The 26,277-nt window shown below is 62.2% G+C and carries 23 protein-coding genes and 1 tRNA gene; 4 read left to right on the top strand and 20 right to left on the bottom strand.

The genetic code is table 11. The features are described from left to right. Positions 1-21: 21 nt before the first annotated feature. The 5 genes from rpsJ to rpsL all read right to left on the bottom strand — a co-directional run bounded on the left by rpsJ (position 22) and on the right by rpsL (position 4,678). Entirely contained in the window at positions 22-330 is a 309-nt protein-coding gene (gene rpsJ / locus ACVWWD_RS20350) for a 30S ribosomal protein S10 (RefSeq protein ID WP_010909272.1), read from the bottom strand. Between the two features lie 69 nt (positions 331-399). Next, positions 400-1,575, bottom strand: a complete 1,176-nt coding sequence (gene tuf, locus ACVWWD_RS20345) for an elongation factor Tu (RefSeq protein WP_015317986.1) — start codon at positions 1,573-1,575, stop codon at positions 400-402. Between the two features lie 66 nt (positions 1,576-1,641). After that, a complete protein-coding gene (fusA, locus tag ACVWWD_RS20340) occupies positions 1,642-3,732 on the bottom strand; it encodes an elongation factor G (RefSeq protein WP_023775351.1) in 2,091 nt (696 codons plus the stop codon). A gap of 29 nt (positions 3,733-3,761) precedes the next feature. Next, complete coding sequence (rpsG, locus tag ACVWWD_RS20335; protein ID WP_008875664.1) at positions 3,762-4,232, bottom strand: 30S ribosomal protein S7; 471 nt, start codon at positions 4,230-4,232, stop codon at positions 3,762-3,764. Positions 4,233-4,306: 74 nt separating this feature from the next. Further along, entirely contained in the window at positions 4,307-4,678 is a 372-nt protein-coding gene (rpsL, locus tag ACVWWD_RS20330) for a 30S ribosomal protein S12 (protein ID WP_006333356.1), read from the bottom strand. A gap of 472 nt (positions 4,679-5,150) precedes the next feature. Between rpsL and ACVWWD_RS20325 the strand changes: the two genes are divergently transcribed. Together ACVWWD_RS20325 and ACVWWD_RS20320 are read left to right on the top strand one after the other, a co-directional pair. Continuing rightward, complete coding sequence (locus ACVWWD_RS20325; RefSeq protein WP_352553802.1) at positions 5,151-5,432, top strand: transcriptional regulator; 282 nt, start codon at positions 5,151-5,153, stop codon at positions 5,430-5,432. 155 nt (positions 5,433-5,587) lie between these two features. Beyond that, complete coding sequence (locus ACVWWD_RS20320) at positions 5,588-6,511, top strand: Gfo/Idh/MocA family protein (protein WP_352553808.1); 924 nt, start codon at positions 5,588-5,590, stop codon at positions 6,509-6,511. 19 nt (positions 6,512-6,530) lie between these two features. Here the strand turns inward: ACVWWD_RS20320 and ACVWWD_RS20315 are convergent, their stop codons facing one another. The 14 genes from ACVWWD_RS20315 to tuf (ACVWWD_RS20250) form a co-directional block, all read right to left on the bottom strand. Continuing rightward, the gene (locus ACVWWD_RS20315; protein ID WP_352553800.1) at positions 6,531-7,196 is read right to left on the bottom strand and encodes an O-methyltransferase; all 666 of its coding nucleotides are present in this window, start codon (positions 7,194-7,196) and stop codon (positions 6,531-6,533) included. An 82-nt stretch (positions 7,197-7,278) separates the two neighbouring features. Next, positions 7,279-11,475 (bottom strand): DNA-directed RNA polymerase subunit beta', encoded by a 4,197-nt coding sequence (rpoC, locus tag ACVWWD_RS20310; RefSeq protein WP_457103293.1) that lies wholly within the window; start codon positions 11,473-11,475, stop codon positions 7,279-7,281. A 152-nt stretch (positions 11,476-11,627) separates the two neighbouring features. Continuing rightward, positions 11,628-15,764 carry a DNA-directed RNA polymerase subunit beta gene (gene rpoB, locus ACVWWD_RS20305; protein ID WP_023785185.1) on the bottom strand — a complete coding sequence of 1,379 codons (4,137 nt, stop codon included), beginning with the start codon at positions 15,762-15,764 and terminating at the stop codon, positions 11,628-11,630. Positions 15,765-16,030: 266 nt separating this feature from the next. Then, a complete protein-coding gene (gene rplL / locus ACVWWD_RS20300; protein WP_015317993.1) occupies positions 16,031-16,408 on the bottom strand; it encodes a 50S ribosomal protein L7/L12 in 378 nt (125 codons plus the stop codon). Between the two features lie 54 nt (positions 16,409-16,462). Continuing rightward, positions 16,463-16,981 carry a 50S ribosomal protein L10 gene (gene rplJ, locus ACVWWD_RS20295; protein ID WP_015317994.1) on the bottom strand — a complete coding sequence of 173 codons (519 nt, stop codon included), beginning with the start codon at positions 16,979-16,981 and terminating at the stop codon, positions 16,463-16,465. 406 nt (positions 16,982-17,387) lie between these two features. Further along, entirely contained in the window at positions 17,388-18,086 is a 699-nt protein-coding gene (gene rplA, locus ACVWWD_RS20290; RefSeq protein WP_023775355.1) for a 50S ribosomal protein L1, read from the bottom strand. 4 nt (positions 18,087-18,090) lie between these two features. After that, entirely contained in the window at positions 18,091-18,519 is a 429-nt protein-coding gene (gene rplK / locus ACVWWD_RS20285) for a 50S ribosomal protein L11 (protein ID WP_010909262.1), read from the bottom strand. Positions 18,520-18,693: 174 nt separating this feature from the next. Then, positions 18,694-19,221, bottom strand: a complete 528-nt coding sequence (gene nusG, locus ACVWWD_RS20280; protein WP_015317996.1) for a transcription termination/antitermination protein NusG — start codon at positions 19,219-19,221, stop codon at positions 18,694-18,696. A 27-nt stretch (positions 19,222-19,248) separates the two neighbouring features. Further along, the gene (secE, locus tag ACVWWD_RS20275; RefSeq protein WP_013531408.1) at positions 19,249-19,452 is read right to left on the bottom strand and encodes a preprotein translocase subunit SecE; all 204 of its coding nucleotides are present in this window, start codon (positions 19,450-19,452) and stop codon (positions 19,249-19,251) included. 363 nt (positions 19,453-19,815) lie between these two features. Then, a tRNA-Trp gene (locus ACVWWD_RS20270) sits at positions 19,816-19,891 on the bottom strand. A 76-nt stretch (positions 19,892-19,967) separates the two neighbouring features. Beyond that, entirely contained in the window at positions 19,968-20,519 is a 552-nt protein-coding gene (locus ACVWWD_RS20265) for a putative glycolipid-binding domain-containing protein (RefSeq protein ID WP_352553352.1), read from the bottom strand. A 29-nt stretch (positions 20,520-20,548) separates the two neighbouring features. Further along, positions 20,549-21,031, bottom strand: coding sequence for a group II truncated hemoglobin (locus ACVWWD_RS20260; RefSeq protein WP_352553354.1), 483 nt, complete (start codon positions 21,029-21,031; stop codon positions 20,549-20,551). A 94-nt stretch (positions 21,032-21,125) separates the two neighbouring features. Then, positions 21,126-22,703 (bottom strand): hypothetical protein, encoded by a 1,578-nt coding sequence (locus ACVWWD_RS20255; protein ID WP_435054052.1) that lies wholly within the window; start codon positions 22,701-22,703, stop codon positions 21,126-21,128. 232 nt (positions 22,704-22,935) lie between these two features. Further along, positions 22,936-24,111: an elongation factor Tu gene (tuf, locus tag ACVWWD_RS20250; RefSeq protein WP_015317986.1), complete on the bottom strand. Its 1,176-nt coding sequence runs from the start codon at positions 24,109-24,111 to the stop codon at positions 22,936-22,938. Between the two features lie 292 nt (positions 24,112-24,403). On the opposite strand from tuf (ACVWWD_RS20250), the gene ACVWWD_RS20245 reads away from it, so the two are divergent. Then, entirely contained in the window at positions 24,404-25,291 is an 888-nt protein-coding gene (locus tag ACVWWD_RS20245; RefSeq protein WP_023773054.1) for a DMT family transporter, read from the top strand. Between the two features lie 108 nt (positions 25,292-25,399). On the opposite strand, the gene ACVWWD_RS20240 is transcribed toward ACVWWD_RS20245, so the two are convergent. After that, positions 25,400-25,657, bottom strand: a complete 258-nt coding sequence (locus ACVWWD_RS20240; RefSeq protein ID WP_015318000.1) for a GlsB/YeaQ/YmgE family stress response membrane protein — start codon at positions 25,655-25,657, stop codon at positions 25,400-25,402. A gap of 131 nt (positions 25,658-25,788) precedes the next feature. On the opposite strand from ACVWWD_RS20240, the gene ACVWWD_RS20235 reads away from it, so the two are divergent. Next, positions 25,789-26,253 (top strand): YidB family protein, encoded by a 465-nt coding sequence (locus ACVWWD_RS20235; protein ID WP_023773055.1) that lies wholly within the window; start codon positions 25,789-25,791, stop codon positions 26,251-26,253. Positions 26,254-26,277 lie beyond the last annotated feature (24 nt).

Raw genomic sequence — 26,277 nt, 5'->3', positions numbered from 1 at the left:
CCTTACCGCGCTCTCATTCCCTTAGAGCTTGATCTCGACGTCGACGCCGGCGGCCAGATCGAGCTTCATCAAAGCATCGACCGTCTGCGGGGTCGGATCGACGATGTCGAGCAGACGCTTGTGCGTGCGCATCTCGAACTGTTCGCGGCTCTTCTTGTCGACGTGGGGCGACCGGTTGACCGTGAACTTTTCGATCCGCGTCGGCAGCGGAATGGGGCCGCGGACGTTTGCCCCGGTGCGCTTGGCCGTCGACACGATTTCCTTCGTCGAGGCGTCGAGCACGCGGTGATCAAACGCCTTCAGGCGGATGCGGATATTCTGTCCGTTCATGCGTCACTTCCTTGTTCTGGCGCGGCGCGGGCAACTCCGGCGCCCGCGACAGATCGGTTTAAGTCCAAATTACTCTTTGATGGTGACGACGATGCCGGCACCGACGGTGCGGCCGCCTTCACGGATGGCGAAGCGCAGCTTCTCTTCCATGGCGATCGGCACGATCAGCTCGACATCGACCGTGATGTTGTCGCCGGGCATCACCATCTCGGTGCCTTCCGGCAGCGACACGATGCCGGTCACGTCGGTCGTGCGGAAGTAGAACTGCGGACGGTAGTTGGTGAAGAATGGCGTGTGACGGCCGCCTTCGTCCTTGGTCAGGATGTAGGCTTCGGCCACGAACTTCTTGTGCGGCTTCACCGTGCCCGGCTTGGCCAAAACCTGGCCGCGCTCGACACCTTCACGATCAACGCCGCGCAGCAGCGCGCCGATGTTGTCGCCAGCCTGACCCTGGTCGAGCAGTTTGCGGAACATTTCCACGCCCGTGCAGGTCGTCTTGGTCGTCGGACGGATGCCGATGATCTCCAGTTCCTCGCCGACCTTGACCACGCCGCGCTCGACGCGGCCGGTGACGACCGTGCCGCGGCCCGAAATCGAGAACACGTCCTCGATCGGCATCAGGAACGGCTTGTCCAGCGGACGAACCGGCGTCGGGATGTAAGCGTCGACCGCAGCCATCAGTTCGCGGATCGCGTCCTCGCCGATCTTCTTGTCCGAATCTTCCAGAGCGGCAAGCGCCGAACCCTTGACGATCGGAATGTCGTCGCCGGGGAATTCGTTCTTCGACAGCAATTCGCGAACCTCGAGCTCGACCAGTTCGAGCAGCTCGGCGTCGTCGACCTGGTCGACCTTGTTCAGGAACACCACGATCGACGGCACGCCGACCTGACGGGCCAGCAGGATATGCTCGCGGGTCTGCGGCATCGGGCCGTCGGCGGCCGACACGACCAGGATCGCGCCGTCCATCTGCGCGGCACCGGTGATCATGTTCTTCACATAGTCGGCGTGGCCGGGGCAATCGACGTGGGCATAGTGGCGGTTGGCGGTCTCGTATTCGACGTGAGCCGTCGAGATCGTGATGCCGCGCGCCTTCTCTTCAGGCGCCGCATCAATCTGGTCATAGCGCTTGTATTCGCCAAAATACTTGGTGATCGCCGCCGTCAGCGACGTCTTGCCATGGTCGACATGACCAATCGTGCCGATGTTCACATGAGGCTTGGTGCGCTCGAATTTACCTTTTGCCATGTGATGTCTCCAATCCTGCTCGCCCGTGCGGGCCTTGATTTAAGTTACTGCTGCAACCCGTCGGGGTTACGCGTATTTCTTCTGGACTTCCTGGGCGACCGCGGTCGGCACAGGCTCGTAGTGATCGAACTGCATCGTGTAGGCCGCGCGGCCCTGGCTCATCGAGCGCAGGTTGTCGACATACTTGAACATGTTGGCGAGCGGCACCATCGCGTTGATAACCACCGCGACGCCACGTGCTTCCTGGCCCTGGATCTGGCCGCGGCGGCCGTTCAGGTCACCGATGACGCTGCCGACGTAATCTTCCGGCGTGACGACCTCGACCTTCATGATCGGCTCGAGCAGTTGCACGCCGAGCTTGGGCGCGGCCTCACGGAAGCAGGCACGGCCGGCGATTTCGAAGGCGAGCACCGAGGAGTCGACGTCGTGGTATGCGCCGTCGATGAGCGTCGCCTTGACACCGATCATTGGGAAGCCGGCGAACGGACCCGACGACATGACGCTGTTGATGCCCTTTTCGACACCCGGGATGTATTCCTTCGGCACCGCACCGCCGACGATCTTGGTGTCGAACTCGAACTCGGGGCTTTCCGGGTTCGGCTCGAACAGGATCTTGACGCGGGCGAACTGACCGGTACCGCCGGTCTGCTTCTTGTGCGTGTAGTCCTGCTCGTGCTTGCGGGTGATCGTTTCACGGTAAGCCACCTGCGGCGCACCGACGTTGGCTTCGACCTTGAACTCGCGGCGCATGCGGTCGACGATGATGTCGAGATGCAGCTCGCCCATGCCGGAAATGATGGTCTGGCCAGATTCCTCGTCGGTCTTGACGCGGAAGGAGGGATCCTCGGCGGCCAGGCGATGAAGGGCGAGGCCCATCTTTTCCTGGTCGTTCTTGGTCTTCGGCTCGATGGCGATCTGAATGACCGGATCGGGGAATTCCATGCGCTCGAGGATGACCGGGTGCAGCGGATCGCTCAGCGTATCGCCGGTGGTGGTGTCCTTGAGGCCGGCCAGGGCGACGATGTCGCCGGCAAAAGCCTCTTCGACGTCGGCGCGCGAGTTCGCATGCATCTGAAGCATGCGGCCGATGCGCTCCTTCTTGCCCTTCACGGTGTTGTCGACCGAGATGCCCTTGGTGAGCTTGCCCGAGTAGATGCGGGCAAAGGTCAACGAACCGACGAACGGGTCGTTCATGATCTTGAAGGCGAGCATCGAAAGCGGCTCGCTGTCGTCGGCGTGACGCTCGATCTCGGCATCGGTCTTGGCATCGACACCCTTGATGGCCGGAACATCGGCCGGCGACGGCAGGTATTCGACGACGGCGTCGAGCAGCGGCTGCACGCCCTTGTTCTTGAAGGCCGAGCCGCAGAACATCGGGTAGAACTTCACCGCGATGGTGCCCTTACGGATCAGCGCGCGGATCTCGTCATTCGACGGCATCTTGCCTTCGAGGTAATTCTCAAGCGCCGTCTCGTCCATTTCGACGGCGGCTTCGATCATCTTCTCGCGATATTCTTCGGCACGAGCCTGAAGGTCGGCCGGGATCTCGACGACGTCCCAGGCAGCGCCCAGCGTCTCGTCGCGCCAGACCAGTGCGTTCATCTCGACCAGGTCGACGACGCCCTTGAATTCGGTCTCGGCGCCGATCGGCAGCTGCATGACGACGGCATGCGCGCCGAGGCGCGAACCGATCATTTCCACCGAGCGGTAGAAGTCGGCGCCGATCTTGTCCATCTTGTTGCAGAAGATCATGCGCGGAACGCGGTACTTGTCCGCCTGGCGCCAGACGGTTTCCGTCTGCGGCTCGACACCGGCATTGGCATCGAGCAGCGCAATGGCGCCGTCGAGCACGCGCAGCGAACGCTCGACTTCGATGGTGAAGTCGACGTGTCCGGGGGTGTCGATGATGTTGAAGCGGTGCATCTTGCCGTCACGAGCCTTCCAGAAGGTCGTGGTGGCGGCGGACGTGATGGTGATGCCGCGCTCCTGCTCCTGCTCCATCCAATCCATGGTGGCAGCACCGTCGTGCACTTCGCCGATCTTGTGCGACTTGCCCGTGTAATAGAGGACGCGCTCGGTGGTCGTCGTCTTGCCGGCGTCGATATGCGCCATGATACCGAAATTGCGGTAGTCTTCGATTTTGTATTCGCGGGCCATCGTAGCTGCCTCTCAGTCTCGTTCGCGCTTTACCAGCGGTAGTGCGCGAAAGCGCGGTTGGCTTCTGCCATCTTGTGGGTGTCTTCACGCTTCTTCACGGCGGTGCCGCGGTTGTTGGCCGCGTCCATCAGCTCGCCGGAGAGGCGGTCGACCATGGTGGTCTCGTTGCGGTTGCGGGCCGCGGCGATCAGCCAACGGATTGCCAGCGCCTGGCGGCGCTCGGGGCGCACGTCGACCGGAACCTGGTAGGTGGCGCCGCCGACGCGACGCGAACGCACTTCCACATGCGGCGCGACATTGTCGAGCGCCTGGTGGAAGACGGTGACCGGCTCCTGCTTGGTCTTCGACTGGACCTGGTCCAGCGCGCCGTAGACGATGGTCTCGGCGACCGACTTCTTGCCGTCATACATGACGGCATTCATGAACTTGGTGACGATCAGATCGCCGAACTTGGGATCCGGGTTGATCTCACGCTTTTCTGCACTGTGACGACGCGACATGGCTTTTGTCTCTCAATCTCGTAGCCCGGCGCATTCAAGCAGCACCAAGGCCGAAAAATCTTACTTCGGACGCCTTACTTCGGACGCTTGGCGCCGTACTTCGAACGGCGCTGCTTGCGGTTCTTCACGCCCTGCGTGTCGAGCACGCCGCGAATGATGTGGTAGCGCACGCCCGGAAGATCCTTGACGCGGCCGCCGCGGATCATGACCACGGAGTGCTCCTGAAGGTTGTGACCTTCGCCGGGGATGTAGCCGATCACTTCAAAACCATTGGTCAGGCGGATCTTGGCCACCTTGCGCAGCGCCGAGTTCGGCTTCTTCGGCGTCGTTGTATAGACGCGCGTGCAGACGCCCCGCTTCTGCGGGTTCTGCTGCATGGCCGGGACCTTGTTGCGCTTCACCGGCGCAATGCGCGGCTTGCGGATCAGCTGGTTGACGGTAGGCATTAAACCCTCTTGTCTCTCAATTCCGTGTCTCGTGCCGGTCAAGGCTCGCTCAAAGCGTCATTTCCATACGCAAATTCGGGCCACAAACCGCGCCTCGCGGTCTTGCCCGAACAAATCGCAGAGGAAGCGGAAACCGCTTCGTGCACGCCGGAAATGTCTTTTCGCTCGTAAAATGAACCCTGTTTGAGGCAAACTCCAAAGCGTGTCGCTTCGGAAGGGAGAGCCTCACATCGGTTCTGACTGGGCGGCTTCTACTCGTAAGCCCGCGAACCGTCAAGCCCGCAGTGGCAAATATCGCACCGAAGCCGGGACTTGGCAGCCATGCGAAAACCGCATGTAATTTTCTTTCGCCATTTTGCAATGCGGAGGAAGAAAGTGACCGGCTTTTCGCTTTTGCGCGCCCTTGCTCTATGCGAAAAGGCGGCCTGAGCACTCAACATCCCCTCGCCGCGCTTGCCAGGAGGAATCAGCCGTGAACGATAATGAAGAACGCCCGGTCACCATCATCACCGGCCGGGTGTGGAAGCGCAAAGGCGGCAAGGTGGAAGGCGTGCATGTGATGCTGGTCGCTCCTGACGACGATTCGGCGGTGCGACGCGCACTCGAATCGCTGGCGGCGGAAGGTTACGCCGAGGCCGAACTGGACCAGATCGGCGATATGGACGGGGTGCCCGACGACGAGCCGCATCTGTCGGCCTACCAGGGCGCGCTCGAAGGCGAAGTGTCGATCGTCACCTTCGACGCGCCGAACTGATCATGGGCGTGTCATGGGCGCGGTGTCCTTCCTTGCCCTGCTTGGTATGACGCGATTCGTTCGGATAGCCGGCACGGCCGACGCTTGCCCGTCATGGCCGATCTGCTAAGAGACGCGCAGTCGTCCAAACCCGGCGGAGCCTCATGTCCTCATCCATCTCGCCCATAAGAATCGGCATTGTCGGGGTCGGCAAGATCGTCCGCGACCAACACCTTCCCGCCTTGGCCAAGGATCGGGATTACCAGCTGATCGCGGCGGCCAGCCGGCACGGCAAGGTCGACGGCATTGTGAATTTCCCCGACATCGAGACGATGCTTGGCGCGGTTCCCGAACTCGATGCAGTGTCGCTGTGCATGCCGCCGCAGTTCCGCTATGACGCCGCGCGCAAGGCACTCGAGGCTGGGAAGCACGTTTTCCTGGAAAAGCCGCCCGGTGCCACGGTCAGCGAGGTCGAGGACCTGAAGGCGCTGGCGGCGAAACAAGGCGTCTCACTGTTCGCTAGCTGGCATTCGCGCTACGCGCCGGCGGTCGAAGCGGCGCGAACGTTCCTCGCTTCGACCAAAATCAAATCGGCGGCGATCGTTTGGAAGGAAGATGTTCGCCGCTGGCACCCGAACCAGGACTGGATCTGGCAGCCTGGCGGCTTCGGCGTATTCGATCCCGGCATCAACGCGCTGTCGATTGCAACCTACATCCTGCCGGCCATGTACATCACTTCGGCCGTGCTCGACTTTCCGGCGAACCGCGACGCACCGATCGCGGCCCAGGTCGCGTTCCGGGCCGCGAACGGATCGGATGTGACGATGGAGCTCGACTGGTTGCAGACCGGACCGCAGAGCTGGGACATCCTGGCCGATACGGATGCCGGACAGATGGTGCTCTCGGGTGGCGGCTCGAAACTCGCAGTCGACGGGCGGGTTGTACACGAGGAGCCGGAAGCGGAATATCCGATGCTCTACCGGCGCTTTGCCGAAATCGTGCACGCCGGGAGGTCGGATGTGGACCTTGCGCCGCTCCAGCACGTTGCCGACGCCTTCATGCTCGGCAAGCGCAACGTGGTCGAGGCGTTTTTCGACTGACGATCGGCCGCGCCTTGCCTCAGTCGACAATGGCAATGGCAAACCCGTCATAGCCCTTGGAGCCGACGGTCTGGATGGCGGTGCCGTCCAGCCGTTTGTCGCCACCGATGAAGGAGAACGCAGCGCGGGCGCCCTCGACATTGGCATCGCGACCATCCTCATCCAGCACGGCGCCGTCGCGGATGACGTTGTCACAGACGATGACCGTTCCTGACCGCGACAGCCGCAGGGCCCAGGCCAGATAGTTCGGGTTGTTCGGCTTGTCCGCGTCGATGAAGATGAGATCGAATGGGCCGGCATTCTCTCCGTCCAGTTGTGCGAGCGACTGGAGCGCCGAACCGACACGCAGTTCCACAAGGCCCGCAACCCCTGCGTGTTCGAAATTCGAACGCGCGACCTTGGCATGGTGCGGATCGAGTTCGAGTGTCACGACCTTGCCGTCGGCAGGCAATCCCCGCGCCATCCAGATGGTCGAATAGCCACCCAGCGTGCCGATCTCGAGCACCTTTTTCGCGCTGCTGATGCGCACCAGCAGCGAGAGCAGCTTTCCTTGCGCCGCCGAGACATCGATTGCCGGCAGGCCCTGGTCGCGGTTGGCCGCCAGAACCGCCTCGAGAACGGGATCCGCCTCGAAGAGAGAAGATACGATGTAGTTATCGACTGCCGTCCAGGTCTTCGTGTTCATCCGCTATCCTCCGACCGCAAAAATGAAAAAGCCGCCGGGTTGCCCCGACGGCTTCTGTTGCCTGAGATTTCTGCCGCCGCGCTTACTGCGCGGCGGTTGTCATGTCCGCCAGCATCGGCTCGGCGACTTCCACACCGGAGGCCTTGCGGCGCTCGTCGATGATCAGTTCGTCGCGCGAGGTGGCGATGCGCCGGATCTGGCTCATCGTGCCGCCGGTGCCGGCCGGGATGAGCCGGCCGACGATGACGTTTTCCTTCAAGCCCTGCAGCATGTCGGTCTTGCCGGCAACCGCGGCTTCCGTCAGCACCCTGGTCGTCTCCTGGAAGGAGGCGGCCGAGATGAAGGACGGCGTCTGCAGCGATGCCTTGGTGATGCCCAAGAGCACCGGCTGGCCTTCGGCCGGCTTCTTGCCGTCCTCGACCAGGCGCTCGTTGACCTCTTCCAGTTCGATCACGTCGACGTGGTCGCCCGGGATATAGGTCGAGTCGCCCTGCACCGTGATCTCGACCTTCTGCAGCATCTGGCGAACGATCACCTCGATGTGCTTGTCGTTGATCGACACGCCCTGCAGGCGGTAGACTTCCTGGATCTCGTTGACGAGGTAGGAAGCAAGTGCCTCCACGCCCTTGATCGCCAGGATGTCGTGCGGCGCCGGGTTGCCGTCGAGGATGTAGTCGCCCTTCTCGATGACGTCGCCGTCCTGGAGATGGAACGGCTTGCCCTTCGGGATCAGGTACTCGACCGGCTCGAGCGTCGAGTCGTGCGGCTCGATGATGATGCGGCGCTTGTTCTTGTAGTCGCGGCCGAAGCGGATCGTGCCATCGATCTCGGCGATGATGGCGTGATCCTTCGGACGACGTGCCTCGAACAGTTCGGCAACACGGGGCAGACCGCCGGTGATGTCCTTGGTCTTGGCGCTTTCCATCGGGATACGCGCCAGCACGTCGCCGGGGCGAACCTGAGCACCCGGCTCGACCGAGAGAATGGCCTCGACCGAAAGCAGGAAGCGGGCGTCGCCACCCTTCGACAGCTTGCCGACCTTGCCCTTGGTGTCCAGGATGGCAATCGCCGGCTTGAGGTCGTTGCCGCGCGGCGTCGAACGCCAGTCGATGACCTCACGCTTGGTGATGCCGGTCGACTCGTCGGCCGTTTCCTGAACGGAAATGCCGTCGACCAGATCCTCATACGACACCTTGCCCTCGATTTCAGTGAGGACAGGACGGGTATAGGGATCCCACTCGGCGATACGCTGACCGCGCTTCACCTTGTCGCCATCGTCCACGAAGATGCGCGAACCATAGGTGACACGGTGCGTGGCGCGCTCCTTGCCGGCTTCGTCGAGGATCAGCACCGCCATGTTGCGGCCCATGACCATCTGCTGGCCGTCCGAGTTGCGCACCACGTTGCGGTTGCGGATCTCGACCTTGCCCTCATAGGAGGCTTCAAGGAACGAGCTATCCACCACCTGCGCCGTACCGCCCATGTGGAAGGTACGCATGGTGAGCTGCGTGCCCGGCTCGCCGATCGACTGCGCCGCGATGACGCCGACGGCTTCGCCCTGGTTGACCGGGGTGCCGCGGGCCAGATCGCGTCCGTAGCAGACCGCGCAGACACCGATCCTGACTTCGCAGGTCAGGGCCGAGCGGATGCGGACCGACTGCACGCCGGCCTTTTCGATCTGCTCCACGTCACGCTCGTCCATCAGCGTTCCGGCCTTGACCAGAACCTCGCCCGACACCGGATGGGTGATGTCGTCGAGCGATGTACGGCCCAGCACGCGCTGGCCGACCGAAGCGACGACCTGACCGGCATCGACGATCGGCTGCATGGTGAGGCCCTTGTCGGTGCCGCAATCCACGGAGTTGACGATGCAGTCCTGCGCCACGTCGACCAGACGACGGGTGAGGTAACCCGAGTTCGCCGTCTTCAAGGCGGTATCGGCCAGACCCTTGCGGGCACCGTGGGTCGAGTTGAAGTACTCGAGCACGGTCAGGCCTTCCTTGAAGTTCGAGATGATCGGCGTCTCGATGATTTCACCCGACGGCTTGGCCATCAGGCCGCGCATGCCGGCGAGCTGGCGCATCTGAGTGGGCGAGCCGCGCGCACCGGAGTGCGACATCATGTAGATCGAGTTCATCGGCTTCTGACGGCCATTGTCCTCGAACTCGACCGCCTTGATGCGGGCCATCATTTCGTCGGCGACCTTTTCCGAGCACTTGGCCCAGGCGTCGACAACCTTGTTGTACTTCTCGCCCTGCGTGATCAGGCCGTCATTGTACTGCTGCTCGTACTCCTTGGCCAAAGCCTCGGTGTCCGACACGAGCTTGATCTTGGTGTCCGGGATCAGCATGTCGTCCTTGCCGAACGAAATGCCGGCACGGCAGGCATGGGCAAAGCCGAGCGCCATGATGCGGTCGCAGAAAATGACCGTCTCCTTCTGACCGCAATGGCGGTAGACGGTGTCGATCATCTTGGAGATGTTCTTCTTGGTCATCTCCTGGTTGGCGGTCTCGTAAGGCACGTTGACGTTCTTCGGCAGAAGCTCGCCGATGATCATGCGGCCAGGCGTGGTGTCATGGATCTTCGACAGGACCTTGCCTTCGGCGTCGACCGTGCGGAAGCGGCCCTTGATCTTGGCGTGCAGGGTCACCGCCTTCGTCTCGAGCGCGTGCTGGAGTTCGCCCATGTCGGCAAACACCATGCCCTCGCCCGGCTCGTTCTGGTTGACGATCGAGAGGTAGTAGAGACCCAGAACCATGTCCTGCGACGGGACGATGATCGGCGCGCCGGAGGCCGGGTGCAGGATGTTGTTGGTCGACATCATCAGCACGCGGGCTTCGAGCTGCGCTTCCAGCGACAGCGGCACGTGAACGGCCATCTGGTCGCCGTCGAAGTCGGCGTTGAAGGCCGTGCAGACCAGCGGGTGAAGCTGGATCGCCTTGCCTTCGATCAGGATCGGCTCGAACGCCTGGATGCCGAGGCGGTGCAGCGTCGGCGCGCGATTGAGGAGAACCGGATGCTCGCGGATGACCTCATCGAGGATATCCCAGACTTCCGGACGCTCCTTCTCGACCAGCTTCTTGGCCTGCTTGACGGTCGAGGAGTAACCCTTGGCGTCGAGACGGGCGTAGATGAAGGGCTTGAACAGTTCGAGCGCCATCTTCTTCGGCAGGCCGCACTGGTGCAGCTTGAGCTCCGGACCGGTGACGATGACCGAGCGGCCAGAATAGTCGACGCGCTTGCCGAGCAGGTTCTGACGGAACCGGCCCTGCTTGCCCTTGAGCATGTCGGACAGCGACTTCAGCGGACGCTTGTTGGCGCCGGTGATGACGCGGCCGCGACGGCCGTTGTCGAACAGCGCATCGACGGCTTCCTGCAGCATGCGCTTTTCATTGCGCACGATAATGCCCGGCGCCCGCAGCTCGATCAGCCGCTTCAGGCGGTTGTTGCGGTTGATGACGCGGCGGTAGAGATCGTTCAGGTCGGACGTCGCGAAACGACCGCCGTCCAGCGGGACGAGCGGGCGCAGGTCCGGCGGGATCACCGGAACCACCTTCATGATCATCCATTCCGGACGGTTGCCGGATTCCATGAAGTTCTCGACGACCTTGAGCCGCTTCAGATACTTCTTCTGCTTCAGCTCGGACGTGGTCGATGCCAGTTCCGAACGCAGGTCGCCGGCAATCTTCTCCAGGTCCATGCCGGCCAGAAGGTCATGAATGGCCTCGGCGCCGATCATGGCGGTGAAACTATCCTCGCCATATTCGTCGACGGCGATCATGTACTCTTCCTCGCTGAGCAGCTGGTGCTCCTTCAGCGCGGTGAGGCCAGGCTCGGTGACGATGTAGTTCTCGAAGTAGAGGACCCGCTCAATGTCCTTCAGCGTCATGTCGAGCAGCGTGCCGATGCGCGAGGGCAGCGACTTCAGGAACCAGATGTGGGCGACGGGGGCCGCCAGCTCGATATGGCCCATGCGCTCGCGGCGGACGCGCGACAGCGTGACTTCGACGCCGCACTTCTCGCAGATCACGCCCTTGTACTTCATGCGCTTGTACTTTCCGCACAGGCATTCATAGTCCTTGATCGGGCCAAAAATGCGCGCGCAGAACAGACCGTCACGCTCCGGCTTGAAGGTGCGGTAGTTGATGGTCTCCGGCTTCTTTATCTCGCCGAACGACCAGGACAGAATCTTCTCAGGGCTGGCAAGCGAAATCCGGATGGAATCGAACACCTGCGCAGGCGCCTGCGGATTGAAGAGATTCATGACCTCTTGGTTCATGCCGTTCTCCTTTGCGGGGTCCTCGAAAACCCCTTGCATCTAGCGCGGGCCGAATGCCCGCTGAGTGGTCGGCCCACCGGCCGAAGAATTGGTGCATCCGGTCGCGAGAGCCCTCTCCCGCGTCCGGATGTCTTGTTTACTCGGCCGCGCCCCTATTCGGCAGCATCGGGCAGCCGGATCGGGTTGTCGTCGAGCTTGGTGTTCTCGAGCTCGACATTGAGGCCGAGAGACCGCATTTCCTTGACGAGCACGTTGAAGCTCTCGGGAATGCCTGCCTCGAACGTGTCGTCGCCACGCACGATCGCCTCGTAGACCTTGGTGCGGCCGGCGACGTCGTCCGACTTCACCGTCAGCATTTCCTGCAGCGTGTAAGCGGCGCCGTAGGCTTCCAGTGCCCAGACCTCCATCTCGCCGAAGCGCTGGCCGCCGAACTGCGCCTTGCCGCCCAGAGGCTGCTGGGTGACGAGCGAGTACGGACCGATCGAACGCGCGTGGATCTTATCGTCCACGAGGTGGTGAAGCTTGAGCATGTAGATATAGCCCATCGTCACCTTGCGATCGAACGGCTCGCCGGTGCGTCCGTCGTAGAGTTGCGACTGACCTGATGTGTGCAGGCCCGCCTGCTCCAGCATGATGTTGATGTCAGCCTCATGCGCGCCGTCGAACACCGGGGTCGCGATGGAGACGCCGCGGCGCATCTGCTCGCTGAGGCGAACGATGCTCTCGTCGTCATATTCGCGAACCGGCTCGTTGCGGTCGTTGGCCGGCATGAAGCTCTCGAGCGTCTTGCGCAGCGGCTTGATGTCGCCGGCTGTCTTGTACGCATCGATAAGCTCGCCGATCTTCCTGCCCATGCCAGCGCAGGCCCAGCCCAGATGCGTTTCCAGGATCTGGCCGACATTCATGCGGCTCGGCACACCCAGCGGGTTGAGCACGATATCGGCATGCGTGCCGTCCTCGAGGAAAGGCATGTCCTCGACCGGAACGATACGCGACACGACACCCTTGTTGCCGTGACGGCCGGCCATCTTGTCGCCGGGCTGCATCTTGCGCTTCACCGCCACGAAGACCTTGACCATCTTCATGACGCCTGGAGGCATTTCGTCGCCGCGCTGCACCTTCTCGACCTTGTCCATGAAGCGCTGTTCGAGCGCCTTCTTGGAATCGTCGTACTGGCCACGCAGGGCTTCCAGTTCGCTCTGGAGCTTTTCGTTCTCCACCGCAAACTGCCACCACTGCGAACGCGGATACTCGTCGAGCGTGTCCTTGGACAGCGTCGAGCCCTTCTTGAAGCCCTTCGGTCCAGCGATCGCTTCCTTGCCGACGAGAACGTCGGAAAGACGCGCATAGACGTTACGGTCCAGAATGGCCTGCTCGTCGTCGCGATCCTTGGCGAGGCGTTCGATCTCCTCGCGCTCGATCGCCATGGCGCGCTCGTCCTTCTCCACACCGTGGCGATTGAACACGCGCACCTCGACGACGGTGCCGAAAGTACCCGGAGGCATGCGCATCGAAGTGTCGCGCACGTCGGAAGCCTTTTCGCCGAAGATGGCGCGCAGAAGCTTCTCTTCCGGGGTCATCGGGCTCTCGCCCTTCGGCGTGATCTTGCCGACCAGGATGTCGCCCGGCTGCACTTCCGCACCGATATAGACGATGCCGGCTTCGTCGAGGTTCTTCAGCGCTTCTTCCGAGACGTTTGGAATATCGCGCGTGATTTCCTCCGGACCGAGCTTGGTATCGCGCGCCATGACCTCGAACTCCTCGATGTGGATCGAGGTGAAGACGTCGTCGGCCACGATCCGCTCGGAGAGCAGGATCGAGTCCTCGTAGTTGTAGCCGTTCCACGGCATGAACGCGACCAGCACGTTGCGGCCGAGCGCCAGATCACCGAGTTCGGTCGAGGGACCGTCGGCGATGATGTCGCCCTTGTTGACCCGGTCACCCATGCGCACCAGCGGACGCTGGTTGATGCAGGTGTTCTGGTTCGAACGCTGGAACTTCATCAGCCGGTAGATGTCGACGCCGGACTTGCCCGGATCGAGATCCTCGGTGGCGCGGATAACGATACGCGTGGCGTCCACCTGGTCGACGATGCCGCCACGACGCGCCCCGATGGCGGCGCCCGAGTCACGGGCGACGATCGGCTCCATGCCGGTACCGACGAACGGCGCCTCGGCGCGCACCAGCGGCACGGCCTGGCGCTGCATGTTCGAGCCCATCAGAGCGCGGTTGGCGTCGTCGTTCTCCAGGAACGGGATAAGTGCCGCGGCAACAGACACCATCTGCTTGGGCGACACGTCCATCAGGTCGACGTTTTCGCGCGGCGCCATCATCACTTCGCCGGCGCTGCGGCAAATGACGAATTCGTCGACGAAGCCGCCATTCTTGTCGAGCTCGGCGTTGGCCTGCGCGACATGGTGCTTGGCCTCTTCCATCGCCGAGAGATAAACGACGTCATTGGTCAGCTTGCCGTCAACGATCTTGCGGTACGGGCTTTCGATGAAGCCGTACTTGTTGACGCGCGCGAAGGTCGCCAGCGAGTTGATCAGACCGATATTCGGGCCTTCCGGCGTCTCGATCGGGCAGATACGGCCATAATGCGTCGGGTGCACGTCGCGCACTTCGAAGCCGGCACGCTCGCGGGTCAGACCGCCCGGTCCAAGCGCCGAGAGACGACGCTTGTGGGTGATCTCCGACAGCGGGTTGGTCTGGTCCATGAACTGCGACAGCTGCGAGGAACCGAAGAACTCGCGCACGGCGGCGGCCGCCGGCTTGGCGTTGATCAGGTCCTGCGGCATGACCGTGTCGATCTCGATCGAGGACATACGCTCCTTGATCGCGCGCTCCATGCGCAACAGGCCGACGCGGTACTGGTTCTCCATCAGCTCGCCGACCGAACGTACGCGGCGATTGCCGAGATTGTCGATGTCGTCGATCTCGCCCTTGCCGTCACGCAGTTCGACCAGCGTCCTGACCACGGCCAGGATGTCGTCCTTGCGCAGCACGCGCACCGTGTCCTCGGCCTTGAGCTCGAGACGCATGTTCATCTTGACGCGGCCGACGGCGGACAGGTCGTAGCGCTCGCTGTCGAAGAACAGCGAGTTGAACATGGCTTCGGCGGTCTCGAGCGTCGGCGGCTCGCCCGGGCGCATGACACGGTAGATGTCGAACAGCGCGTCCTGGCGGCTCTCGTTCTTGTCGACCGCGAGCGTGTTGCGGATATAGGCACCGACATTGACATGGTCGATGTCGAGGACCTGGATCTCGTGCTCGCCGGTGCCGAGCAGCACCTTGAGCGTCTTGTCGTCGATCTCGTCGCCGGCCTCGAGGAAAATCTCGCCGGTGGCGTAGTTGACGATGTCCTCGGCCAGGTAATTGCCGAGCAGATCCTCGTCAGTCGCCTTGATCGCCTTGAGACCCTTTTCGCCGAGCTGACGTGCCTGGCGAGCGGTAATCTTCTTGCCCGCCTCGACGACGATTTCGCCGGTGTCGGCATCGACCAGGTCGCCGACGGCCTTGAGGCCGCGGAAACGCTCGACGTTGAAGGGAATGCGCCAATGGTCGCCGGCGCGCTTGTAGATGATCTTGTTATAGAAAGTCGACAGGATCTCCTCGCCGTCCATGCCGAGCGCCATCAGCAGCGACGTCACCGGAATCTTGCGGCGACGGTCGATGCGGGCGTGCACAACGTCCTTGGAATCGAACTCGATGTCGAGCCACGAGCCACGGTAGGGGATCACACGGGCGGCAAACAGAAGCTTGCCCGACGAGTGCGACTTGCCCTTGTCGTGGTCGAAGAAGACGCCCGGCGAGCGGTGCATCTGCGAGACGATGACGCGCTCGGTGCCGTTGACGATAAAGGTGCCGTTCAAGGTCATGAGCGGCATGTCGCCCATGTAGACGTCCTGCTCCTTGATGTCCTTGATCGACTTGGCACCAGTATCCTCGTCGATATCGAACACGATGAGGCGCAGCGTCACCTTCAGCGGCGCGGCATAGGTCAGGTCGCGCTGACGGCATTCGTCAACGTCGAATTTCGGTCCTTCGAACTCGTACTTCACGAACTCCAGCATGGAGGAGCCGGAAAAATCGGAGATCGGGAAGACCGACTTGAAAACAGCCTGCAGTCCTTCGTCGGGACGTCCGCCCTTGGGCTCGTCCACCATCAGGAACTGGTCATAGGATGCCTTCTGAACCTCGATAAGGTTCGGCATCTCCGCAACTTCCGGGATCTTCCCGAAGAACTTGCGTACGCGTCTGCGGCCATTGAAAGTCTGGGTCTGGGCCATCGTCGCTCCTTAGCTCTAAACTCGGGACGAACCTCGCCGCGGTTCGCCTTGCATACTGAGCCACCTGGGCGGCGGCTCTCTGTCTGTTCTCCGGCCGCCTCTCCAATTGCTTGGCGGTTACCGGCTAAAACGGGAGAAAACCCGTTTCCTGAAGGCCGGTTTACGGCCCTCAGAAAAGAGGTTTTCGTACATCTCGCGTTACGCAGCCTCCCCTGGTCACCCAAGGGAGTGGCGGACGGCGCGAGGCCGCCCGCCGCTTTTTATGCTTACTTCAGGTCGACCTTGGCGCCGGCTGCTTCCAGCTGGGCCTTGAACTTGTCAGCGTCGGCCTTGGAAACGCCTTCCTTGACCGGCTTCGGAGCCGCTTCGACCAGGTCCTTGGCTTCCTTGAGGCCAAGACCGGTGATAGCGCGCACTTCCTTGATCACGTTGATCTTCTGAGCGCCGGCCTCGGTGAGAACGACGTCGAATTCCGTCTTTTCCTCGACCGGAGCAGCAGCAGCGGCAGCACCGCCAGCAGCGGCAACCGCCACCGGAGCAGCAGCCGAAACGCCCCACTTTTCTTCCAGAAGTTTCGACAGCTCAGCCGCCTCGAGGACGGTCAGCTTCGAAAGGTCGTCTACGATCTTTGCCAGATCAGCCATTGTTGTGTTCCTTCGTTAGGTTCGAACGTGTGTTTTTGATAGCGAGGAACGGCCTCATGCCGCCTCGTCCTTCCGGGCGTAAGCGCCGATGACGCGCGCGACCGAGGCCGCTGGCGCATTGACGATCTGGGCGATCCGGGTTGCCGGCGTGGCGATCATGCCAACCAGCCTGGCGCGCAACTCATCGAGCGACGGAAGTGTGGCGAGTGCCTTCACACCGTCGGCGTTGAGCGAGGTGGTGCCCATTGCGCCGCCGAGAATGACGAGCTTGTCATTCCCCTTGGCGAAATCGGACGCGACCTTCGGCGCCGCAATCGGATCCTCCGAATAGGCGATCAGCGTCTGTCCCTTGAACAGCTCGATGATCGATGCGGAGTCCGTGCCCTGAAGAGCGATTTTGGCGAGACGGTTCTTCGCGACTTTAACGGTGCCACCGGCAGCGCGCATCTTCGACCGAAGGTCGTTCATTTGCGCGACGGTGATACCGGCATAGTGGGCCACGACGACTGAACCCGCGCCCGAAAACGCATCATTCAGGCCCGTGACGAGTTCGCGTTTTTCCGCTCTGTCCACTGCCTATCTCCAGTTGACCCCAGTCCTGCCAATGGGAACATTCCCATTTCGAGGACAGGCGTCGGGTTGCCTTTTGCCGGCCGGGCCATCCAGTAACGGATCTCCCGAACGACGCTCGAGGATCCTGCCCCCTTTCGCCACATCGACGGCAAAGCCGGCGATGCGCAGACAAAAGGCAAACACGGTTCGAACCTTTCATTGGAGCTTGTTGCTCCGTTGTCCGGTTTTCACCCGTCTCATGCAGGCCCACATGAATTAAGGCCCTCCTCTTGAATCAAGGTTCGGGCCGCCCGCAATCTCGGACAGGATGTCCGGAAGCCTTCCGGCTTCCGGTACCGGGCCAGGATAAATCCAAGGCCCGGAATTCAGTCACGGATCAGCCTTCGAAAGGCCAATCCAAATCTAATCAGGACGCGGCGAGCGTCGAGACGTCGAGCTTGAGGCCCGGGCCCATCGTCGAGGTGACAGACACCTTCTTGACGTAGTTGCCCTTGGCGCCAGCCGGCTTTGCCTTGGTCACCGCATCGGCGAATGCACGGACGTTCTCTTCCAGCGCCTTGACGTCGAAAGAGACCTTCCCGACGCCGGCATGAACGATGCCGGCCTTCTCGACGCGGAACTCGACCGCGCCGCCCTTCGATGCCTTGACGGCCGCGGCGACATCGGTGGTGACGGTGCCGACCTTCGGGTTCGGCATCATGCCGCGCGGGCCGAGCACCTTACCGAGACGACCGACGAGCGGCATCATGTCCGGCGTGGCGATGCAGCGATCGAAATCGATCGTGCCTTTCTGGACGATGTCGACCAGATCCTCGGCACCGACGATGTCGGCACCGGCGGCCTTGGCCTCTTCGGCTTTGTCGCCACGGGCGAACACGGCGACACGGACCGAGCGGCCGGTGCCGTTCGGCAGGTTGACCACGCCGCGAACCATCTGGTCGGCATGACGCGGGTCGACGCCGAGGTTCATGGCCACTTCGATGGTCTCGTCGAACTTGACCGAGGAACGATCCTTGAGCAGCTTCAGCGCGTCACCGAGCGCGTAAGCCTTGTTGGGATCGATGCCTTCACGGGTCTTCGATACACGCTTTGCAATCTTTGCCATGATCTTAGCCCACCACTTCCAGACCCATCGAGCGGGCGGAGCCCTCGACCATGCGCATGGCCGCTTCGACGTCGTTCGCGTTCAGATCCTTCATCTTGGCGGTCGCGATTTCGCGAACTTTGTCGCGCGAAACCGTGCCAGCCTTGACCTTGCCCGGCTCCTTCGAGCCCGACTTCAGATTCGCGGCCTTCTTCAGGAAGTAGCTCACCGGAGGCGTCTTCATGACGAAGGTGAATGACTTGTCCTGGTAATAGGTGATGACGACCGGAACCGGCGATCCCTTTTCCATTTCCTGGGTCTGCGCGTTGAACGCCTTGCAGAACTCCATGATGTTGATGCCACGCTGACCAAGCGCCGGGCCGATCGGGGGAGACGGCGTAGCCGATCCCGCGGAGACCTGGAGCTTGAGCTGGCCTGCAATTTTCTTAGCCATCTCTTTTCCTGCCTTTGTCTATGCCGGCCCCACGATCTGGGAAACACCGGCGGTTGCAGTCTGGTGGTGCGGTTCTTGCGGCCGGCCAAAGCCGCCTTCGCCTCCCACCGTTCTCAAGCCGCGCGTTGCCGCGCCGCCCCCCCTGATCGCCGGACCGGCATCAGGGATTTCGGATCAGCCCTTTTCGACCTGTCCGAATTCCAGATCGACGGGCACGGCGCGCCCGAAGATCGAAACTTCCACCTTGAGCCGCGCCCGCTCCTCGTCCACTTCCTGGACGAAACCGTTGAACGACGCGAAGGGACCATCCGAAACGCGGATAGCCTCGCCGATCTCGAAGGTGACGGAGGGCTTCGGCCGCTCGACGCCTTCCTGCACCTGGTTCAGGATGCGCTGGGCTTCGGCCTCGGTGATCGGCACCGGCTTGGAGTCGCCGAGAAAACCAGTGACTTTCGGCGTGTTCTTGACCAGCGAGAACACGGCGTCGGTCAGATTGGCCTTCAAGAGCACGTAGCCCGGGAAGAACTTGCGCTCCGCGTCGACCTTGCGGCCGCGACGAACCTCGACGACCTTCTCGGTCGGCACCACGATCTGCTCGATATCGGCGGACAGGCCCTTCTGCTTGGCCTTGTTCTCTATGTCCTCGGCGACCTTCTTCTCGAAGTTCGAATAGGCGTGGACAATGTACCAGCGCGTAGCCATTTTTTCGACTTCTCCTAATCGCCGGACTTAGCGTCCAATGCCCAGAATCTGCTCGACCGCGAGGCCCATGAGCTGATCGGCGGTGAAGAAGAAGATCATCGCAATCACAGCAAAGGCCAGGACCATGACCGTCGAGATCATCGTCTCGCGGCGCGACGGCCAAGTCACCTTGGCTGTCTCCGCGCGCACCTGCTGGAGAAAGACGAAAGGATTTGTGGTTTTCGAAGCCATATGCCGCCTGTCTTCAAGACCCGTTGGCCGGGCCCCCTGGATGATCCCGCTGGCCGGGACGTGCCGCCTGAGCCCAATCTCGCGCCGAATCAGCGCAATCATTTCGCCCATGCAAATCAGACGCGTAAAGCCGGCTTCCCAGCTCCACGCGTCGCGTGTCTGTTTCGTCTACATAAAACCGATTCTTGATCCACGCAAGTGGCAAGTGCCCGCTTTATGACCAAACGCCGCCTCGGAACCATCCAGTCGTTCCGTCCCGGCTATGGCGCTCTTATGCCCCAATCGGGCTAATATGGCAAGCGGCTCGCCGATTTTCAAAGGCAGCCCGCGAAATATCGTTTTGATGCCATCTTTCAGAGCAAATGGCACGGGCAGCAGGGCTCGAACCTACGACCTGCGGTTTTGGAGACCGCCGCTCTACCAACTGAGCTATGCCCGTACACGCGCGCTTCAGCGCAGGCGCTTCCTAAAAGCTTCCGTGCGCTCTGTAAAGAGCGGTTTGCAGGCAAACGTGCTTAACCCCTGCGCCAGAAATCGGGATAGTCGACGACCAGCCCCTCGGCATCGATCTCCAGCTCCCGCCTGAAGTCGCTGGCGCGCGATTCATAGAGGTATCGCCGGCCCGCTTCGAGGCACGTGTAGCGCTGCGGGTTGCGCACGACAGTGAGTGCCGGGAATTCGATGAAGGCGGTGGTGATTTCCGCACTCTGGCCGGCCGCGAGCGCCAGGCGCCGGATCGGCAGCGTGTTGGTGAAGGGCGTGACGGTGAGGTCCGGGTCGAGCACGCCGGCAAGCTCGGGCATCGCCAAGCCGTCCCTGGTCCACTGACCATCGCCATCGGACGCCAGGACAAGTGTCCGGTCATCACCGATCACATTGACAATGACACTCTCGGCGCGCCAGCCGGCATCGCAGGCGATGCGGTAGCGGACCGCAAATGGCGTTTCGCCCGAGCGGATAACGACCGAATCGGCCAGCAACCGCCCCGCGTGCTCCCGCAGCACAAGATGTTCGGAGCCGGGCCCATCCCACTCGCGCCAGCGCACGATCTTTGCATCTTGCGGCATCAATCGTCCACCTCCCCCGGCAGCCGAAGCTATTTTGCGTCCGGCACCCGGTACGGTCCGCCAGGCACGCCCCACCCCCAGGCCGGCATCGGTTCGATCTCGGGATCGCAGGTCTCGCCGAGATTGGAATTCATCTTGGCCAGCCGAGATCCCCATTCGACGTAGCCCATGAAGGCTGAACGGAATTCTGGATCGTCCGGCAGACCGACCTCATCCGCCGCGTCGGCGAGAAGATTGATCCAGCGACGGCGCTGCGCCTCGGTGAGGTGCTTGCCCACATGATGCATGACCATTTCGCGGTGGCCGCCAAAGGTTTCGCTGTAGGTTTTCGGTCCGCCGAAGACCTCGCCGATGAAGGCCGCGACATGGGCGGGGTGGTCCGGCGACATGTGCTTGAAGACCGGGCCAACCACCGGATCTTGCGCCACCTTGTCGTAGAAGGTTTGCGTCAGCCGGTTCAGCGCCTCGCCGCCTCCGGCCCATTCATAGAGTGTCGGAACGTCCTGGCTCATTCTCGATCCTTCGCCGGCCCCGCCGCGACGATAGCGGAAATCGGATACGGCTCAACCTGCCTCGATGGGCAGTTCCCCCCGACATCACCGTGCTCTACAGCCTTGCGGGCGCGCCGGCCTGTGCATTGGCGGCTGGCAGGCCCAGGCAATTGTCGGGCTCGGCAACAGCCTTGCAAGTCGTGGAGCCGGTCAGCGCGTCGACCGATTGCGGTCCTGTTGTCAGTCCAAGCTTGAGCATGGCGTCTGGGTCAAGTTGCCCCTCGGTCGAGCGTCGTTCGATTGTTGCGAACAGAGCGGGGCCGATCGCCATCTCGTCGAGGTAGGCCTTGACCACCAGCTTCTGTCCCATCGGATACAGGCTGAGCCGCGCCCGGGGACCGACAAGCCGCCTGGCGCCGCCGGCGACCACTAACGCACAGCCGGAATCACACTCCACCCCCGCATCGATGCTCAATCCGGCATAGGCTCCTTCCGTGGCCAGGCAGTTCCACGCGCCGGGGTCACAGTCGACGAAATCCGTCCGGGCAACGGCGATGTCGAGCTTTCTTTCATGGATAAGCCGTCCCATTGCGAGAGCGCTGGGCAGGTCGCCTTCGTGTGAGCTGATGACGATAGGCAGCCGCCGATTGCCAAGGGTGGCCAGCAACTGCCGCAGCTTCCCCGGCGCCCGGTTCGTGATCGCGCCTTCGGCCGATATCCATTCCGGACAGTCGGGATTGCACAGCGGATTGCTGCCCCGAACGACGACAAACCGCATGTCCCCGCCGGCCTTCGCGGTTTCCGGTTGAACGGCAGCCATGGCCCTGGTCGCGGCCGATGGCGTCGTCTTGCTTGCGGGTCCAGCTATTTGCCGGCAGTTCGTGGCCGGCTGGGCCAGGCCGCAGAGGCTTACCGTGGTCAACAGGTCCACTGCGTCCCGGCTGGTGACCAACTTCATCATCACCATGTCATCGAGCGGAATCTGACGAATCTCACTGGCCGGCGTGGCTTTCATGACTTCCAGTACGCCGTCTGCTATCCCCATTTCCTTCAGGTACGCCGAAAGCGTCTTCTCGACGGTCCTGCTCATCTCGTAGGTTTTGTAGCTGCCAGCGTTTTTGCGGCTGACCACCTTGGTGCTGATGATCTTCTTCCTGCCGTTCACGATCCGGTACGTGGTCCGGTAGAGCAGCTTCTCCCGCTGGTATGTGGTGGTGATCTGGTGGACACCGAGATAGCCGAAATCCCCAACGACGCGGCGGACACCGCCGGAAAACATTAGCGGACAGGCCGAATTGCACATGGCTCCGTCGTCATAGGCCGCCCCGAAATAATCGGCACTCTTGCCCTTGTTATCCCCGCAGTCTTTCGCTTCCGGCTGGCAACCGGAAAAAACCGTCACGCCGACCGCGATATCAAGCTTGTTCTTGCGGATCATCCGGCCGAGTGCCAGCGCGGCGTCGACGTTACCGCCGGGCGAATTGACGACGACCGGCAATTGCCTTCCCCTGAGCGCCTTGAGCGTGCGCTTGAGGAGCGACGGCGTGCCCGCGTCGATGGTGCCGTCCGCCGATATCCATTCAGGACAGTTGGGTTCGCATCCCGGAGCGTTGCTGCGCACCACGACGAAGCGCATAGGCGGGATGTCGAGAGGCCCATCCTCCGCTCGCGCTGTCAAAACGGGCAGTGCCATGGCGACGGCGAGACAAACCAGTGCCCACAACCGCCATGCCTTCCCATCGAAACGGTGCCTTGAAACCACTGTCGGCAAAGCTCCCTCGGTGCAACCTATACTAGTTGCAGCCATGGCGCTTGCAACAGCTTTGAAACAAGCGCGCAATGCTTTCGTTGCGAGGCGTGTGAAACGAGAAAGGGCGGCCCGAAGACCGCCCTTTCGTGTTCGAGACCGGCAGCAGCCGGATCGATTATTCCTTGATGGTAACGACGATGCCGGCACCGACGGTGCGGCCGCCTTCACGGATGGCGAAGCGCAGCTTCTCTTCCATGGCGATCGGCACGATCAGCTCGACATCGACCGTGATGTTGTCGCCGGGCATCACCATCTCGGTGCCTTCCGGCAGCGACACGATGCCGGTCACGTCGGTCGTGCGGAAGTAGAACTGCGGACGGTAGTTGGTGAAGAATGGCGTGTGACGGCCGCCTTCGTCCTTGGTCAGGATGTAGGCTTCGGCCACGAACTTCTTGTGCGGCTTCACCGTGCCCGGCTTGGCCAAAACCTGGCCGCGCTCGACACCTTCACGATCAACGCCGCGCAGCAGCGCGCCGATGTTGTCGCCAGCCTGACCCTGGTCGAGCAGTTTGCGGAACATTTCCACGCCCGTGCAGGTCGTCTTGGTCGTCGGACGGATGCCGATGATCTCCAGTTCCTCGCCGACCTTGACCACGCCGCGCTCGACGCGGCCGGTGACGACCGTGCCGCGGCCCGAAATCGAGAACACGTCCTCGATCGGCATCAGGAACGGCTTGTCCAGCGGACGAACCGGCGTCGGGATGTAAGCGTCGACCGCAGCCATCAGTTCGCGGATCGCGTCCTCGCCGATCTTCTTGTCCGAATCTTCCAGAGCGGCAAGCGCCGAACCCTTGACGATCGGAATGTCGTCGCCAGGGAATTCGTTCTTCGACAGCAATTCGCGAACCTCGAGCTCGACCAGTTCGAGCAGCTCGGCGTCGTCGACCTGGTCGACCTTGTTCAGGAACACCACGATCGACGGCACGCCGACCTGACGGGCCAGCAGGATATGCTCGCGGGTCTGCGGCATCGGGCCGTCGGCGGCCGACACGACCAGGATCGCGCCGTCCATCTGCGCGGCACCGGTGATCATGTTCTTCACATAGTCGGCGTGGCCGGGGCAATCGACGTGGGCATAGTGGCGGTTGGCGGTCTCGTATTCGACGTGAGCCGTCGAGATCGTGATGCCGCGCGCCTTCTCTTCGGGCGCCGCATCAATCTGGTCATAGCGCTTGTATTCGCCAAAATACTTGGTGATCGCCGCCGTCAGCGACGTCTTGCCATGGTCGACGTGACCAATCGTGCCGATGTTCACATGAGGCTTGGTGCGCTCGAATTTACCTTTTGCCATAGTCTCTTTCCTTGGACGGCCTGGACCTTCAGTTCAGTCGAATGCGGGGCGATTAGCGACAAAGGCCAAAAAACACAAGCGTCTTTTGCCCGGGCGCCATCTCACTCGGCCAGAACCCATGATCCGATTGCGGGGATATGGCGCTGATATAGGGATCCGCCGTTGAAAATGGAATGGGCGAAATCGAGGGAGCGACGCGAGGATTGCTCAGGCCTGCACGTCAGTCGCTGTCGGATTTATCAGCGGTTCATGGCCCATTGCGGCGGCGATCCGCGTCTGATTTCCTGCGCCGATGCATTTCATCCCGACTGCCGTTCGCGGCCCGCTGTTCATGATCGTCTCGACCGGGTCGTATCTGGTCAACGACACGATGATGAAGCTCGCCACGTCGGGTTTGCCCTCCTACGAAGTGCTCTTCCTGCGTGGTGCCGCGGCAACGCTGTGGGGCCTTCCGCTGTTGTTTGCGCTCGGCTACGGCAAGCAGATCCCGCTGATCTTCGACAGGCGGGTGCTGCGCAGGAACCTCCTCGAACTGGCGGCGATCCTCTGTTACGTCGTCGCGCTCGCCAACATGCAGATCGCCGATTCCACCGCGTTGGGGCAGATCACGCCGCTGCTGATGCTGGTCGGCTCCTCGATCCTGTTTGGCGAGCGTATCGGCGGCCAACGCATGGCGCTGATCGGGCTGGGCTTCATCGGTGCGCTGATGGTGGCGCAGCCGACCATGCAAGGCATTTCGGTCTACGCCTTGCTGGCGCTCGGCAACGCGACATTCGCAGCCGCGCGCGATCTGGCCGGCCGCAAGATCGCCGCCGAAGTGCCAGGAATGATCGTGGCGATCTCGGCGGTCGTCGTGGTCCTGATCGGCGCAGGCGCCGCGCATCTGGTTTCCGAGCGCTGGGTGGCGCCGGAGGCGCACCATCTGATGCTGATGGCGGGAGCCGGTTTCTTCCTGATCTTCGGCCACTTCTTCATCTTCATGGCTTATCGCGTCGGGCCGACCGGCGCGGTGGCGCCGTTCTACTACTGCTTCACGGTCTGGGCCGTCATTTCGGGCCTGCTGGTGTTCGGGCAATTCCCCAATGCACTGGCGGTCTGCGGCATCCTGCTGGTTGTCGCCAGCGGGCTGACCATCGTGTCGCTGGACCAGCGCAAGCGTCGGCTGGCCGTGGTCGCCTGATCCGCGGCGGCGCACCGGCATAACCAGACCAACGCCGTGAGTGCAGGCAGCACCGACGGCGGACCATCGCAATTCAGGATTCGGCAGCCGATAGTCTGCCGATCGCGACTAGATCGTCCGCTTGCCCGCGAACTGATGATAGGCCCACAACACCACGACGGCGCCCACGACGGCGACGATCAGGCTATAGATGTTGAGACCGGTCACACCCGAAGCACCGAAGGCGCTGAAGATCAGGCCGCCAACTATGGCGCCGACAATGCCGAGCACGATATCCATGATCATGCCCTGGCCGGTCTTGTTGACGATCTTACTGCCAATGAACCCGGCAATGACCCCGAGAATGATCCAGCTGATGATACCCATTTTTTCCTCTCCATTCCTCCGCCAACCGGACATTTTCATATGATTGTCAAAAGCTCAAGCCAGCTTGAAATTCCGCCCGAATGCGCCATTGTTGAAGGCGGGCTAGGCTTGGTTGAGATGGAGGATCCACCATGGGACTTTTTGACAACGCCGTTCCCGGCGGCAATATCACCAAACCGCTGATGATCGCGCTCGGTGCGCTGCTGGTCGGAAAGATGCTGAGCGGCAGAAGCGCCGAACAGCCGGACCAGGCTCAAGCGCCCGCGCCCGCCGATCCCACGCCCGTCGGAACCGGGTCAGGTGACGGTGGGCTGCTCGGCGGACTGGGCGGGCTGCTTGACAAGCTCAAGAACGCCGGCCATGGCAACGTCGCCGACTCCTGGGTCGGCACCGGGCAGAACCAGTCGATCAACGCCAATGAGCTGGGCAACGCGATCGGACCGCAGGTCATTCGCGAGATCGCACAAAGGACGGGGCTCGACGAGCAGGAGCTGCTCAAGCAGCTATCGGCCGCCTTGCCCGGCATCGTCGACAAGCTGACCCCGAACGGCCAGGTACCGCAACAGCACCAGGTCGCCTCCGCCTTCAACAGCTGACGCGGCGGACACCAATGCCTGAAG

The sequence above is a fragment of the Mesorhizobium sp. URHB0026 genome, from assembly GCF_054059755.1.
This window is presented reverse-complemented; position numbering and strand designations above follow the sequence as displayed.